Annotated in this window: 9 protein-coding genes; all 9 read right to left on the bottom strand. The window is 75.9% G+C overall.

Features of this window, described 5'->3' with window-relative positions:
- Position 1: 1 nt before the first annotated feature.
- Complete coding sequence (locus tag CP969_RS14525; RefSeq protein ID WP_150474932.1) at positions 2-3274, bottom strand: FtsX-like permease family protein; 3273 nt, start codon at positions 3272-3274, stop codon at positions 2-4.
- 231 nt (positions 3275-3505) lie between these two features.
- A complete protein-coding gene (locus tag CP969_RS14520; RefSeq protein WP_016826230.1) occupies positions 3506-3919 on the bottom strand; it encodes a globin in 414 nt (137 codons plus the stop codon).
- A 358-nt stretch (positions 3920-4277) separates the two neighbouring features.
- On the bottom strand, positions 4278-5558 hold the full coding sequence (locus tag CP969_RS14515) for an FHA domain-containing protein (RefSeq protein WP_016826231.1): 1281 nt from the start codon (positions 5556-5558) through the stop codon (positions 4278-4280).
- A gap of 82 nt (positions 5559-5640) precedes the next feature.
- Positions 5641-6987, bottom strand: a complete 1347-nt coding sequence (locus tag CP969_RS14510; RefSeq protein ID WP_026085178.1) for a vWA domain-containing protein — start codon at positions 6985-6987, stop codon at positions 5641-5643.
- 110 nt (positions 6988-7097) lie between these two features.
- A complete protein-coding gene (locus CP969_RS14505; protein WP_016826233.1) occupies positions 7098-8507 on the bottom strand; it encodes a PP2C family protein-serine/threonine phosphatase in 1410 nt (469 codons plus the stop codon).
- Positions 8508-8510: 3 nt separating this feature from the next.
- Positions 8511-11117 (bottom strand): serine/threonine-protein kinase, encoded by a 2607-nt coding sequence (locus CP969_RS14500; protein ID WP_016826234.1) that lies wholly within the window; start codon positions 11115-11117, stop codon positions 8511-8513.
- A 22-nt stretch (positions 11118-11139) separates the two neighbouring features.
- The gene (locus tag CP969_RS14495; protein WP_004988010.1) at positions 11140-12489 is read right to left on the bottom strand and encodes a hypothetical protein; all 1350 of its coding nucleotides are present in this window, start codon (positions 12487-12489) and stop codon (positions 11140-11142) included.
- An 82-nt stretch (positions 12490-12571) separates the two neighbouring features.
- On the bottom strand, positions 12572-13615 hold the full coding sequence (locus CP969_RS14490) for a glutamate ABC transporter substrate-binding protein (RefSeq protein ID WP_171817501.1): 1044 nt from the start codon (positions 13613-13615) through the stop codon (positions 12572-12574).
- Between the two features lie 14 nt (positions 13616-13629).
- Positions 13630-15087 carry a hypothetical protein gene (locus CP969_RS14485; protein WP_016826235.1) on the bottom strand — a complete coding sequence of 486 codons (1458 nt, stop codon included), beginning with the start codon at positions 15085-15087 and terminating at the stop codon, positions 13630-13632.
- Positions 15088-15291: the final 204 nt, after the last annotated feature.

Genomic DNA, 15291 nt, shown 5'->3' with positions numbered 1-15291 from the left:
CTCACTCACCTCCCCGTTCCCGCAGCGACGCCACGCAGTCCGCGCGGCGCAGCGCCAGTACCGCCGTGACCAGCAGCGGCACCGCGGACACGGCGGCCAGCAGCGCGGCCACCCGCCCGGTCGGCAGCTCCACCAGCACCTCGGGCACCGGGCGGGTGGCCTGCGCGGTCAGCATGATCAGCGGGATCACCGCACGGGCCAGCACCGTGCCGAGCAGCACCCCCACCGCCAGCGCCAGGCCGACCAGCACGCCGTGCTCGACGACCACCACCCGGGCCAGCCGGCGCCGGGAGGCGCCCAGGGCGCGCAGGACCGCGAACTCGGCGGACCGCTCCCGCAGCGCCCCCGCCGCGCTCACCGCGAACCCGACCGCCGCCAGCGCCGCCGCCGCGAGGGCCGCCGCGCCGAAGGCCGCCCCGGTCCCGGCGCCGAAGGGGTCGTCGCGCAGTTCCTCGGCGATCTCGTCGCGCACCACCACCCGGGACGGATCGACGTCGGGCCGGCCGCGCAGCGCCTCGGCCACCCGCGCCGATCCGCCCGGCGCGGTCGCGAGCCACCACTCGGTGGGCGGCACGCCCGCGCCGTGGCGCGCCTGGAGCACCCGGTTGACGGACCGCAGGTCGACCAGCAGGGCCCCGCCGTCGTCCGCCCCGCCGGTCGGCGCGGACGGCAGCTCCGGCACCGCCCGCACGATCCGCGCGGGGACGGTGAAGCCGCCGATCCGCACGTCCACGCGCTGCCCGGGACGGGCGCCGGCCGAGGCGAGGTAGCGGTCGGTGGCCACGGCGGTGACCTCGGGCACCGCCCGCTGCGGGACCCGCAGGCGGACCGTGAGCGGCGAGGCCCGCCAGGCCTGGTCCGGCGGGACGTACCCCGTGCCGTAGGCGACGGTCAGCGGGTCGGCCGAGGTGACGCGGGGCCGGGTCGGACCGGTGCCCCCCTCGGGCGGGGCCGCGCCGCCGTCGTGCGCGGACGGCTTCCAGTCGGCGGGCAGCGGCAGCCGCCGGTCCCGGCCGTCGGTGTCCGTGGCGGTCAGCGCGGTCACGGTGAAGCGGTGCTGCTCCGCGCGTCCGCTCGGCTGGTACAGGTCCAGCCGGAAACCGGTCAGGGTCAGCGCCCCCAGGGGCGTCTCGGCCGCCGCGTCCAGGTCGAGGGTGAGCGGGTGGGCCCGTCCGTCGGTGCGCAGCGGGCCGAGGGGGAGTTCGTACGGGGTTCCGTGGGAGTCCTCCAGGGTGGCACCGACCTCCACCGTCGGCTCGGCGCCCGCGCCCCGGATCCGTGCCGTCACCGCCAGGCGCGCGGTGCCCGCCGGTATCCGCACGCCCGCCGTCGCGCCCCGCGGCGCCAGGTCCGCCGGCAGTGCGCGCACCGGTCCGCCGGCCAGGTCGGAGCGCATCAGCACGGTGTCCGCCGCGTGGGCGGTGTCCAGCGCGAGCACGGTCGCCGTCCGGCCGCCGGACAGCGGCACGGTCGTCCGGACGGCGGGGGCGGCCCGGCGCACGCCGGGCACCGCCGCGTAGGTCTGGGTGCGGCCGAACTCCGCCTCCCCGGCGGCGAGGACGCGCACCCGGGCGCCGGCCCGGAAGTCCGCCTGGTCGTCCTGCGAGCGCTCCCACGAGGAGCCCTGGCCGATCGCCAGCATGCCCAGCGCCACCGCGAGCACCAGCAGCAGCACCGGGCCCGTGCCGCGCATCGGCCGGCGGCTGAACCGCCAGCCCGCCAGCGCCCCCGGCAGCCCGCGGCCGGCGGCCGCCCCGCGCTCGGCCAGCCGCGCCACCGGCGGCAGCAGCCGCAGCGTCAGCACCGTGCCGGCGAGCAGCGCCAGCGCCGGGGCCGCGACGAGCAGCGGATCGACGCCGAGGTCGCGGCCGACGACACCGGAGGGCCGGCGGCTCAGCTGCCAGAACGCGACCGCGGCCACCGCCAGCAGTCCGAGGTCCGCACCCGCGCGCACCGCGCCGGGCAGCGGCCGGGCACGGCCGGCCGCGGACGACGACGTCAGCGCCGGAACCGTGACGGCGAGGGCGCAGCCCAGGGCCACCGCCGCCGCCACCAGCCACACCGTGCCGCGTCCCGCGACCGGACCGACGGAGGCGTCCAGGTCCAGCCCGATCCGGGCCACCGGGCCCTGCCCGGCGAGCAGCCCGGTGAGCGGGCCCGCCAGCAGCGGGGCGCAGGCCGCCGCGGGCACGGCCAGCAGCAGCGCCTCCAGCGCGGCGAGCCGGGCCACCTGGGCGCGGGAGCCGCCGCGCGCCCGCAGCAGCCGGGTCTCGGCGGCGCGTTCGGCGCTCAGCAGCCGGGCCACCAGGAACAGGACGCAGCCGGCGAGGAGGACGAGCTGGAGGACGACGACCAGCAGGGTCGAACGGGAGACGAGCAGGGAGCGCTCGACCCGGTCCAGCACGGCGGGCAGCGCACTGCTCGCCGTCGCCGTGCCGTCCAGCGCCTCGTCCCGGGGCAGGGCCGCGGTGCCGCGCCGCACCGCCTCGCGCAGCGCGTCGATCCGCCCGGTGCCCACCGCCGAGAAGTCGGCCGACGCCAGCCAGCCCGACGCCCCGGCGCTGACCCGGTCCCCGGTGAGCACGGAGGGGTGGGCGAGCAGCGGGCCGTACGTGGTGAAGTGGACCTCGACGACCCCGCGGCCCTTCAGGTCGTCCAGCAGCCAGTAGGGCGCGGTGGTGTCGACCGGCCGGTACAGGCCGGTGATCCGCACCCGCACCGCCGGCCCGTCCAGCCGGTCGGTCAGGGTGAGGCGGGCGCCCGGCTCCAGGCCGAGGCGCCGGGCGGCGGTCTCCGGAAGGGCGGCCTCGACGGTCGTCCCGGAGACCGCCCGGGGCATCCGTCCCCCGGTGATCCGCACCCGGGTGCGGTCCAGCGCCGCGAAGTGGGTCAGATCGGGGTCGTCCGTCCCGGCGCGTCCGTCCGGCGGGCGGGGCGAGCGGGGCAGGGCGTACGGGCCGGAGCGGGTCAGGGTGCGCAGCGTCACCGGCAGCCCGTCGAAGGCCTCCCGGGCGCCCTCGCGCACGGCGGCGTCGGCCGCGGCGCGACGGTCCGCGGGGACGTCGGCCTTGACGACGAGCGCGGTGTCGGCGCTGTTGCGGGGGTCCCCCAGGGCGTGGCGCAGGGCCGCGTCGCCGATCGACGCGGAGTAGGCCGCGAGGGTCGCCAGGACCGCCGTGGTCAGCAGGACCGTGAGCAGGGCGGCCGCGAGGAGCGGCCGGTGGGCCCGCGCACGGGCGAGGACGAACCTCGCCGACCCCCCTGCGGCAGTCACCCAACCCCCCGTGGTTGTCCAGACCTGCGGGTGATGCTGTCAGAGGCGACCGGGCGGGGAGAAGCGTTCACCCCACGGACTTGACCGGATCGTGACCGGATTCCGGCGGGGGATCTCCGGAATCCGGGCGGAACTTTTCCCTCCGGATGCCCGGGCGCCCGGGTGCCGGGTGGAGGCGGGACGGGGGAGACCGGTCCGGGAGGTCAGTCCGGGGGAGATCGGCCCAGGAGGTCAGTCCGGGGTGTTGACCATCGAGGCCGCCGCGTACGTCAGGTACTTCCACAGCGTCTGCTCGTGCTCCTCGGACAGGCCGAGCTCGTCGAGGGCGTCCCGCATGTGCTTCAGCCAGGCGTCGTGCGCCGCCCGGTCGACCCTGAACGGGACGTGCCGCATCCGCAGCCGCGGGTGGCCGCGCCGCTCGCCGTACGTCGTCGGACCGCCCCAGTACTGGATCAGGAACAGCCGTAGCCGCTCCTCGGCCGGGCCCAGGTCCTCCTCGGGATACATGGGCCGCAGCAGCGGGTCCTCGGCCACCCCCTGGTAGAAACGGTGGACGAGCCGACGGAAGGTCTCCTCCCCGCCGACCTGCTCGTAGAAGGTCTGCTCCTGAAGCGTGCCGCGCCGAATCTCTGTCACGCCGTCCATGGTCTCAGACGGCACGGCATAGGACTCAAGCCCTAGGACCGCCCGCCGCCCCGGGACCGCCCGCTCCCGGCCGTACCGTGCAGGCACGGGCGGGCACGCTGTCGGGCGGGACGCCGGTGACCGCGGCGGGCGGGGCGCCCGGGACGACCTGGCCAGCCCGCGGGAGGCGTACGTCCCGTGGCGGCGCGAGGAGGACGGGCCGCGGCGCGAACGCCACGGCCCCACCGGTCGACGACGAGGGCGTCCGCGCGCGGCTGGACGACCCCGGGGGCCGCACACCTGGCCGCTGCCCTCCCGGGGAGCGCGCCGGCCGGGCGGTGAGGGCGCGCCCGCCGGGGCGGCGCCCTCCGGAGGAGGCTCAGCCCCGGCGGATCGTGATCGTCGTCCAGGCGCCCACGTGGACCCGGTCGCCGTCCTGCAGCGGGACCGGGACGAACGGCTGGATCGGCTCGTCCGAGCCGTTGACCGTCGTGCCGTTCGTCGAGTTCTGGTCGACGACCGCCCAGCCGCCGTCCGGCTGCTGCACCAGCACCGCGTGCTGGTGCGAGACGCCCGGGTCCTCCGGCGGTGTCGACAGGTCGATGTCGGGGGTGTCGCCGGTGGAGTGCCGGCGGCGGCCGATGGTGATCTGGTTGCCGGTGAGCGTGCGCTGCTGCTCGGGCGAGTACGCGGGCAGGTTCAGGCCCGCGGCCTCGGGGCCGGAGCGCTGCATCATCGCCATGAAGTACTCGCGGTCCGGACCGATGGTCGCGGTCCACGTCACCGGGCCCCGGGGCGGCGGGGACTGCTGCGGGAAACCGCCGGGCCCGGGCGGCGCCTGGGTCGCGCCGGGCTGCGGGTAGCCGTAACCGCCGTGCCGACCGGCGCCGTTCGGGCCACCGGGGCCACCGGGGCCACCGGGGCCACCGGGGCCACCGGGGCCACCGGGGCCACCGGACGGCGGGGAGATCACCCAGTCGTCGTCACCGCCCCCGAAGGACGGTCCGCCCTGCTGCGGACGGCCGGTCTCCTGCGGGAACCCGGGCGGCGCGGGCGGCCCGGACCGGAACGCCTGCGGGGCACCGGGGCCTCCCGGGCCACCGGGACCGCCGTGTCCGCCCGGTCCGGGCGGCGGCGGTACCGGGCGCGAGGGGTCGCCGCCGAAGCCGGGCGGGCCCGGCGGGATCGGCTCGGCGGGCCGGTTCACCTGCGAGGGACGCGAGCCCTGGTACTCGTAGGAGTCACCACCGCCGTACGACGGTCCGGGCGGCTGCTGGAACGGTCCGCCCGGGCCGGGGGCCGGCGGACGCGGGGCGGCCGGGGTGTACGAGGTCGCCGTGTTCGTCAGGAAGTTCCACCGGCACTCCTCGCAGAACGGCGCGGCGCCCTCGCGGGGCGTGCGGCACTGCGGGCACAGCTCCGGAGGACGGCCGCCGGGACCGCCCGGACCGCCGCCGAAGCCGCCGGGGCCGCCCGGCCCACCACCGGGACCACCGGGACCGCCGGGGCCGCCGGAGCCGGCGGGCGGCGGGAATCCGTAGCCGCCGCCGACCGGGGGCGGCGGGGGAGGAGGCGGAGGTACGGCACCCGCCATGCGGTGACCGCACACCTCGCACCAGTCGTCGGAACCCGACTGGTGTCCGTTCGGGCAGGTCGGCATGTCGGCGCTTCCTCCTCTCCTTGTCCGGCCGGTTCCGGCCGGGTTCTCCGACCCCGAGGGGTCGGGCTCGATCGCTTCAGGATCACTTCTTTACACGAACGGTCTTGGTGGACCGGGTCTCGAGGGTCATCTCGTCGGCCTCCTCCACCTTCGCCTTCAGTCGCACAGTACCGGTCGCGGCGTCGACCACGTCCACCACCTTCGCAAGCAGTTTCGCAGTGTCCGCGTTGCCGGAGACGCTCGCGAGCTGAACGGCACGGCCCAGTTTGGCCGTTGCCCCGCCGACATCTCCCGCTTTGCGCAGATCGAGCCCTTCCTGGATGACTTCCGCCAGTTCGGCCTGCCCGGTGTAGTGGGCGACCTGGGGGTTGATCGACGTCGAGGCGGCCAGGTCGTCCGTCCACACGGCCCGCACCAGACCCTGCGCGCCGAGGCTCTGCGCACCCCCGTCGGGCTGGGGAATCACCAGGGAAATACGGGCCGCCAGCATCTCCTGGCCGAGCTGCGCGGGCGGGACCTCGACACAGACGTGGTAGTCGCGGGACTCGTCCCCCCAGGACCCCAGGGGGTAGTCGCCTGCGCGGGGGCCGGCCTCGGTGCGCCGGTCGGTGAGTTCCTCGACCGTGGGCGCGACCTGTTTGACGAACTTCACAGTCGAGCCGACCGGACTCCACAGCCGCAGGGAGACGTCCGCGACCTCCTTGCCCATCGCCGTCTCCATCATCCGCGTGAAGTCGGCGGCGAGTCCGGCCGGGTCGGCGACGATGTCGGCGGTGCCGAGGAGGGCGGAGGCGACGGCTGTGACTTCTTTCACTTCCCAGTCGGTGCCCACTCCCCGGGCGTCACAGGTGAACCGCCCGGCGCACGCGTCCAGGGCCGCCCTCAAGTCCTCGGGCGACTCGTGCTCGTTGCGGCCGTCGGTGAGCAGGATGCCGTGCCGGATCGCCACGTCCGCCGACGCCAGCAGCTGGTCGGCCAGCCGCAGCCAGGTGCCGATGGCGGTGCCCCCGCCCGCGCTCAGCCTGCGCAGCGCCTGCTTGGCCTGGTCGCGGGTGGTGGCGTCGGCGACCGCGAGGCGGCCGGCGCCGGGGTAGACCTCCTTGGCCACGTGCGTGCCGCCGACCACCGCGAAGTGCACGCCGTCGCGCAGGGCGTCGATCGCGGCGGCCGTCGCGTCGCGGGCGTTGCGCATCTTGGTCGGCGGGTAGTCCATCGAGCCCGAGCAGTCGACCATCAGGACCACCGCCGCCGAGGGCCCCCGGCCGGGCGAGTAGAGGTGGGGCGCCGCCACCGCGCTGCCGATGGTGCCGCCGCCGGTCGCGGTCACCGTGACGATGGCGTTGACCTCGCCGGCGCCCTCCGGAAGGTACTCGTTCTGGTAGACGTCCACCGAGAACTGCGGCACGTTCGATTTCGAGAAATTGGCCATGCCTGCTTCGATCCCCCTCAGTGCCCCGGCGGCGCGGGGCGACGACGGATGACGGACCGGTCCCCTCCGGTCCGTCGAGGCTCCCCGCGAGAGGTTCCCCGTACGCGGCCTCAGGCCGATCCTGCCCCCGGGGGGACGGCCGGGAACGGCACGAGGGCCACTGTTACGTTGTCGTGGCCCCCGCCGTCGAGGGCGTGACCGACCAGCACCCGGGCGCCGTGCAGGGGGCGCACGGCGGCGTCGGCGGGGACGACCCGGGCCATCTCCTCGGCCGATTCCGCGTAGTTCCACAGACCGTCCGTGCAGACCACGACCACGCCGGGGCGGTCCGGCTTGAAGGACGCGGTGTGCGGCTCCAGTTCGTAGGCGTCCGCGCCGAGCCAGCCGGTGATCGCGTGGGCGCGCTGGTCGGCGTAGGCCTCGGCCTCGCCCATCAGGCCCGCGGCGACCATCTGCGCGGCCCAGGAGTCGTCCTCGGTGAGCCGGGCCGCCGGGGCGGAGCGGTCGACCGGCACCCAGTAGACGCGGCTGTCGCCCACCCAGCCGACGACCAGCAGGCCGTCGGTGACCACGGCGCCGACGAGGGTGCAGGCCGGGGCGTTCTGGTGCGGGGCGTGCTCCCGGGCCGTCGCGGGCTCGTCGGCCAGCGCGTTGACCGCGTCGGCGGCGGCGACGATCGCGTCGTGCATCGCCTGCTGCGGGTGCGTGCCGCGCGGCAGGGCGGAGAGCAGCGACTCGTTCGCCGCGCGGGAGGCGGCCAGTGACGCCTCGTCGGGGCGGGTCGCCGAGGAGACGCCGTCGCAGACGATCGCCACGTGGGCGGGGGTGCCGTCGGGCAGCGCGGTGGTGCCGACGGCGAAGGCGTCCTCGTTGCGGTGGTGGCGCAGGCCGCGGTCGCTGACCGCGGCCACGGGGCCGTGTTCCTTTTCCATGTGGTCCCGTTCGCGCGGCTGGGCGTGGCCGCAGTTCTCGCAGTAGCCGTCGTCGTCCACCCGGCCCGCGCGGCAGGCCACGCACACCGGGCCGCCGGCGGACCGCACCGACTCGGCGGCCACCCGCGGGTCCGGCGCCTGGAGCGGGTACTCGTCGGGCTGGGCCGGCGGGTGCCCGCCGCCGGACTGCCGGGGGACCGGCTGCGGGCCCGGCTGCGGATCCGGCTGTGCGGAGGGCTGTGCCGGGCGGTCGAGGCGCACACCGGAGGACGGAGCGGCCGGTGCCGCCGGCGGGGGCGGCGGAGGCGGCGGTACGGGGGCGCCCTGGGCGGGGGAGCCGTCCGGACCGGCCGCCGGCCGGGCCGGCCCGGCCGGCGGGGTCGGCGCCGGAGGCCGGGGGCGGTCCCGGCCCGCCGTCTCCTGGGGCGGCACCGAGCCGTTCAGGGCGATGGTCGGCGCGTCCGTCGGCCGTGCGGGAACCGCGGACAGGTCGTATCCGCACGCACCGCAGAAACGATCACCCGACTCGAGGGGCTCCTCGCAGCTCGGGCACTTCGACAGAGCGGACTGCTGAGACATCTGGGACATCAACTACACCCACGTCCGGGGGCGGTAACGGTTGGCACGTTCCACCAGGTCGATCCTCTCCTCGCCGCTCGTCGCCAGCCGGGCCAGCGCGCGGTACGCACGCTCCAGTCCGAAGCGCAGCCCTCGCTCGTCCAGGCCGCTGCCGAGCAGCGTCCGCCCCCCGGCGGGGAGAGCGGAACCCTGGCCCCCGGAGAGTACCCAGTCCAGGCCGCAGCCGAGGACCTCGGCCGACAACTGCTCGCGCCGTGCCGGGTCCAGACCGTACGCCCCCAGGGCCTCGACCTGCCCGGCGGCGGCGGTCAGGTCGTCCAGGAACGGCGTGTCGCCGGGGGCGGTGGTGCGCCCGCGCAGCCGTGCGCGGACGGCCGCCACACGGGCGGCGGTGTAGTGGATGGACGACTCCGGCACCGACTCCAGCGCCCGCACGGCGCCGCTCCGGTCCCCGGCCGCGAGCCGGACGCGGGCCAACCCAAAGGCGGCGCTCACATGGCTCGGATCGGTCGACCACACCAGGCGGTAGTACTCGGCGGCGTTGTCGAGCTGGCCCAGGACCTCCGCGCACAGGGCCAGCGCCAGCTTGGGCGCGATCTCGCCGGGGAAGGCGTCGTAGACCGCGTCGAAGGCGAGCGCGGCGCCCTCGTGGTCGGCGGTGACGAGGGCCGCCACGCCCCGGTACCAGACCACCCGCCAGTCGTCGGGGTGCTGTTCCTCCAGCGCGCGCAGCACCTCCAGGGCGGTGGCCGGCTCGCCGGTCTCCAGCCGGGCGCGGACCTGGCGCAGCCGGGTCTCGGTCGACGGGGCGGGCACGGCGGCGAGCGCGTGCACCAGTTCCCCGGGCGCCGACGTCAGCAGCCCGGCGAGGAAACCGGCGTTGGGGTCGGCGGGGTCGACGTGCGGCACCGGCAGGGCGAGCGCGGCGGCGGGGGAGTCGACCGGCCCGACCAGGCCGGGCGGCGCGGCCGGGGGACCGCCCGCGGGGGCGGGGAGCGGCCGCCCGAAGGGCCTCCACCCGCGCGGGCGGACCGCCCGGACGCCCAGACGGGAGACGTCCCCGTCCTGCGCGGGGAACAACTCCGTGTCCGTCACGCGCAGTTCCGGGCCGAACAGGGTGGACAGGGCCGGGCGGGCGCGGCCCGTCTGGAGGGAGACGACCTCGCGCAGGACACCCGTGAGCTGCTCGGCCATCTCCTGCGCGGAGGCGAATCGGCGGGCCGGGTCCGGATCGGTGGCGCGGACCAGGAGCCGGTAGAAGGACTCGTACTGCCGGAAGACCTCGATGGTGTCCGGGTCGGGCAGGCAGTCCGCGTAGACGTTCGTGTAGCCCTGGAAGTCGAACGCGAGGACGGCGAGCGTCCGGGCCACCGTGTACAGGTCGGACGCCACCGACGGGCCGACCTCGGCGACCTCGGGCGCCTGGTAGCCGATCGTGCCGTAGATGGCCGACTCCTCGTCGTCCATCCGGCGCACCGCGCCCATGTCGATCAGCTTCAGCTGGTCCTCGGTCTGGATCGCGTTGTCGACCTTGAAGTCGCAGTACAGCAGGTTGCGGCTGTGCAGGTGGCCGAGCGCCTCGAGCGCCTCGATGCCGTACGCGCACGCCTGCTCCACCGGCAGCGGGTCGCGCCTGCCCTCCGGGGTGCGGCGGGCGTTGGCGATCTCCTTCAGGGACTTGCCGCCGACGTACTCCATGACGATGTAGCCGTCGAGGGAGCCGGTGCGCTGGTCGAGGTGCTCCACGAAGTTGTAGATACGCACGATGTTGGCGTGCTCGATCTCCGCGAGGAAGCGCCGCTCGGAGATCGCCGCCGCCATCGCGTCCTGGTCGCCCGTGTCCAGCAGGCCCTTGAGGACCACCCAGCGGTCGGAGACCGCCCGGTCCACGGCCAGGTAGATCCAGCCCAGGCCGCCGTGCGCCAGACAGCCGACCACCTCGTACTGGCCGTGCACGACGTCCCCGGTCCGCAGCTTCGGGACGAACGAGTACGGGTGGCCGCACTGGGTGCAGAAGCCCTCGGTGCGTCCCGGCCGGCCGCTGCGGGCCCGGCCCACCGGCGCCCCGCAGTCCGAGCGCGAGCAGAACCGCTTCCGCTCGGGCACCTCGGGGTTCTGCAGCACCATCGCGCGCGGGTCGGGCCGCGGGATCGGCGGCACCTCGACCAGTCCGGCGCCGAGCCGGCCCCGGCCCGAGGAGCCGGCGGCGGAGCCGGAGCTGCGCACCGACACCGAGCGGCCCGTGGGCCGGCCCGACAGCGAGCGGGAGAGCCGTCCCGAGACCGAGCGCCGGGACTTCGAGGACTGCGACGACGTGCGCGCGCTGCGGCTGCTGGAGCGGGAACCGCCGGCGCCGCCGCGGGACGAGCCCCGCGAGTCCCGGCCGCCGCCGGTGATGCCGGTCGGGGACGAGCCGACCATGCCCGTCGCGGACACGACCGGGGCCAGACCGCAGGTGTCGCAGTACAGTTCGCCGCCGCCGACGTCCTCGTAGGCGCCGCCGCAGCCGGGACGCTGGCAGGTGCCCGGGGGCCGCCCCGGGTCCGGGACCGGGGCCTGCGGCCGGCGCGGGTCCCGGACGTGGGTCCGGTTCTCCCCCTCGTGCTCCGCCTGGCTCATGCGGCTGCCTCCCCCTCGTCCCTCATGCGCCGGGCCCCCTCCGGTCGTCGGGCGCGCCCCGGCCCGGTCCGTCCTGACCGGGCACCCGCGGGGCGGTGCCGAGCAGGTCCGCGGCCGCCTGCTGGTAGCGCAGCACCGCCTGTTCGGCGGCGCGCAGGTCGCAGGGCGCGCTCCACAGCATGCGGCGCGCCTTCTCGTACCGCTCCACCAGGACGGGGTCCTCCGCGAGGCCGAGCCGGGCCGCCTTCGCCTTGTACGCGTCCAGGCGGCCGCGCAGCTCGGCGCGGACCGCCAGGGGCGCGGTGACCGCGGTCAGCGACTCGCGGGCGCGCAGCAGTTCGTCCTCCGCCTTCTGCTCCAGGGACTCCAGCAGGGGCGACAGACGGTGCCACTGGGCGTGCCGGCGGTACTCGGCGGCCGTCGACAACTGCTCCTGCAGCGCGGTCGGCGGCCCGCTGACGACCGGCACCTCCGTCGCGGCGATCTTCGCGAGCACCTCGCCGCGGGCGGTGCGGGCCTCGGCGAGGGTGCGGTCGGCGCGGGAGAGCACGTCCCGCAGCCTGACGATGCGCTTCTCGGCGTCCTGGCGGACCGTCAGCACCGCGTCGATCTCGCGGCGCACGTCCTCCAGGGCGCGCGCCTCGCGGTCGTACACCGTGGTGTCCGGCCGGCCGCCGCCCGGCGCCGAACTGCCCCGGGCCGGCTGCCAGAACGCCAGCGGGTCGGAGATCACCCGCTCGCGCAGCCGGGTCAGCGTGCGGGTGATCCGCTCCAGGTCGTCGCCCGCCGGGTGCTCGCCGGGACGGACCCCGACGGAGTGCGCGAGCTTGTGGGTGCGCTGGAGTTCGGCGGCCAGCAGGTCGATCCGGGCGGGCAGCGCCGACCACACCACGTCCGCGGCGACGACCACGTCGAGCGAGGAGGCGTACAGCTCGTTCATCCGGTCGACGAGGGCGGCCAGGGAGTAGCGCTCGCTGAGGCGGCCCTTCGAGCCGTCCGGGGCCGGGGCGTTCGCGGTGGCGGCCGCCGAGCCCGCCACCGTGACGCACGCGCCGCGCAGCAGTTCCGTCAGCTCCACCAGGTCCTCACGGCTGGACCAGCGGCGGCGGGCCCGGATGTTCCGGGCGGTGCGCAACGCGTCCGTGTACGCGTCGAAGTACGTCCACAGCAGCGTGATCGCCGCCTCCGCGGCCGTCCAGCGCTCCTGGGTGAGCCCGGTGAGCCGGGCGCCCTCCAGGAGCCTTCGGCCCGCGTGGTCCTGCAGGGCGAGGAGCGAGGTCTCGATCGCCTCGTGCTCCGCGCCCAGCCGCGCCAGCGCACGGTCCACCTCGTCCCGGTCCATCACCGGCCCGGTGGGATCCGTGTCGCCCATCGATCACCTCTCGCTGCGGGGGGTTGGTGGTGGTTGCGGTGCCTCGTCGGTCCGGGCCGGGATCAGTCCTTGCCAGTTCTCGTCAGTCCTTGCGCGCGTACACGGGTGCGGGTGGTTCCGACTTCGATGAATCCCCGCCCAGCGTGGCCGACAACCATGTGTCGTACGAGGACTGCCAGCCGTCCTCGGTGTCCTCCCGGAAGTCCACCAGGATCTGGTTGACCCGGCGGACCAGGTCGTCCGCGTCCTTCTTCATCGCCACGCCGTAGTACTCGGTCGTGAAGGCCTCGCCCTTGAGCCGGACCGTCGGGTCCTGCGCGGCCTGGCTCGCCGCGAGCGCGGCGTCGGTGACCACCGCGTCGACCTCGCCGAGCTGCAGGCGCACCAGGCAGTCCAGCTGGTTGGGGACGGTGGTGCGGATGTCGGTGGACTCCGGGAGGGCGCCCGCCTTCTTGTCCTCCTCCAGCTTCGCGTACGCGGTGGAGCCCGCCGCGGTGCAGATCCTCCGGTTCGCGAGCGTCCCGTCGTAGCCCTCGACCGGTGACGACTTCGGGGCCAGGACCTGCTGGCCCGTCCTGAAGTACGGGGCGGAGAAGGCCACTTCCTCCATGCGCGCGCAGTTGATCGTCATGGTGCGGACCACCATGTCGACCCGGCCGTCCTGGATCGCCGGGATGCGCTGGTCGGTGGGGATCGCCTTGAACTGGACGGCGTCCGCATCGCCGAGGATGTCCTCGGCGATGCGGTGCACCAGGTCGATGTCGAACCCCTCGAGCCGTCCGCTCTCCCCGCTGTTGGGGTTCCGGTAGCCCCAGCGGTAGCTGTTCTGGTCGACCCCGACGATCAGCTTGCGCTTCTCGCCCCGGCGGTTCTTGATCGCCTCGATGGTCTCGCCGTCCGCGCGGGAGGGGGACAGGGTCTGCTTCTCCGGGTCCGTGCACTCCTCGTCCGCCCGCGCCGCGGCGGCGTGGGTCACGGGCCGGCCGGTGGTCCCGGCGGTGCCGCCGGCCGGGGTCCCGACGCAGGTCAGCGCCAGCGCGAAGACCAGGGCGAGGACGCAGGCGGCGGCCATCGCGCCCACGCCGCCCCAGCCCCTCAGAGCGGCCCGCAAGCGTCGTGCGTCCACCCTCACGCCCCCTTTCACCGGTACTCCGACAGCCTGCGGCCGATGCCCAGCACCGCACCGCCCGCGCCCGCCACCGCGAGGACGGCCGCGCCCACCGGCAGGCCCGTCAGCGCGTCCCGGCCGTCGCCGGCCGCCCGCTGGAACTCGTCCTGCTCGTGCGCGAGCGCCGCGGCCAGGTTCTCGTCGACGCCGTCGAAGCACTCGCCGGTCGTGCCCTCGGCGCCGATCACCATGGCCAGCGCCCGCTGGTAGTCGCCGTTCTCGTCCTGTTCGCGGGCGGCCTCGTGCCGCTTTCGCCACTCGGTCATGTCGCCCACCGCCGAGGTGACCGGCCGCGCGCCGCTGTCGTCGTCCGCGAGCCGCTCCGCCCGCTCCAGGCCCTCGGCGAGGGCGTCCATGTCGCGCTCGAAGTCGTGGTCGTAGGCGTCGACGGTCTCGTCGCCGACCTTCTTCGTCTCGGCGCCGCGGGCCACCAGGGTGAGGTTCTCGTTGCCGCGGGCCTTCAGCGAGGCGATGCGGGCGTCGTGCAGCACGTTCAGCGAGCGGACGCCGTGGTCGTAGGAGTCGTCGAGCCCCGAACGGGCGATGCCGTGGCCGGCGGTCAGCCAGAGGAGGGTCACCGCGGTCGTCGCGGTGGCCGCGACCAGGCCGTGGTTGAGCACGCGGTGGGTGCGCAGATAGGTGCGGCGCTGGACCAGGGCGAGCGCGGCCAGCGCGAGGAGACCGAGGGCGATGGCGGCCCAGGGGTACGGGGTCGCGTCCGCGTAGTCGGCGCTCAGGCGCTGGTTCTCCTTCTTGTAGAGGTCCTCCGCCGCCGGGAGCATCTCCTTCTGCATCTTCTCGTTCGCGTACCGCAGGTAGGCGCCGCCCACGGGGAAGCCCTGGCGGTTGTAGGTGCGGGCGCGTTCCACCAGGCCCTTGTACTCGGGGAGCAGGCGGTTGAGCCGGGCGATCGCCTGCGCGGACGGGGAACCGGGCTCGGAGTTGGCCGCGGCGCCCACGAGTTTGGCGGCGGCGGTGCGGATGCCCCTCTCGTAGCGGTCCCGGGAGGCGGCGGTCTCCTGACCGCCCGCCAGGAAGCCGCTGGAGGCCGCGGTGTTGGCGTCGGCCAGGGAGCGGTAGATGTCGGCGGCGTCCGAGGTGAGCGGCTGGCTGCTGGTGAGGACGGCGTCGGCGGCGGCCGCGCGGTCGGTCGTCTGCCAGGCGGTGACGGCGCCGAAGGCGAGGACGAGGGCGGCGAGGACCGCGCCGATGATGCGGAGGCGGCCGGGTTCGGTGGTGGCGGCTCTGCGCAGGCGGTCCGCGCCCTCGGCGAAGGCGGTGCGGCGCGGCTCCGGCGGCGGGGGCGCGGGGCGGGGGGCTCCGGGTACGTGCGCCGGGGCGGGAGCGGGCTGCGGGGGCACCGCCGGCAGGGTGGGCGGCGGCAGGGCGGGGCCCGGTGGTGCCGTGCTGCTGTCCGGCGTGTGCGTCACTCGACCTCCCCCGTGGTCATCCGTCGCGGCAAGTATCGCCGCCGGAACCGGCATCCGCACCGGGCTTGGCACGATCTTGGTCCGATTGCGGCGTGATGGCCGGAAATTCCGGCATGGTGCCTCGTTCCGCCCGCACCGCCTCCTGCCAACGAACACGCCGGGAAAATCCGTTCGGTTCCCGGGGGCGCCCGCGGTGGGCCGGGG

The organism is Streptomyces viridosporus T7A (genome assembly GCF_008704515.1).
Lineage (GTDB): Bacteria > Actinomycetota > Actinomycetes > Streptomycetales > Streptomycetaceae > Streptomyces > Streptomyces viridosporus.
Note: the sequence above shows the minus strand (reverse complement) of the source record. Positions and strands in the feature narration are given on the sequence as shown.